Raw genomic sequence first — 255 nt, 5'->3', positions numbered from 1 at the left:
CCACACCTCATCCCCGCACTTTTCAACGTGCGTGGGTTCGGGCCTCCAGTAAGTGTTACCTTACCTTCACCCTGGACATGGGTAGATCACCTGGTTTCGGGTCTACAACTGCATACTCATTCGCCCTGTTCAGACTCGCTTTCGCTGCGGCTCCGGCTTCTCACCTTAACCTTGCATGCAATCGTAACTCGCCGGTTCATTCTACAAAAGGCACGCCATCACCCATAAACGGGCTTTGACTAGTTGTAGGCACAC

Annotated in this window: 1 rRNA gene; it reads right to left on the bottom strand. The window is 53.3% G+C overall.

The window, feature by feature from the left end:
- Positions 1-255: ribosomal RNA gene (locus HU147_RS19680) — 23S ribosomal RNA — on the bottom strand; the annotation flags it as partial.

It is taken from the genome of Planococcus chinensis, from assembly GCF_020071995.1.
GTDB lineage: Bacteria > Bacillota > Bacilli > Bacillales_A > Planococcaceae > Planococcus > Planococcus chinensis_A.
This window is presented reverse-complemented; position numbering and strand designations above follow the sequence as displayed.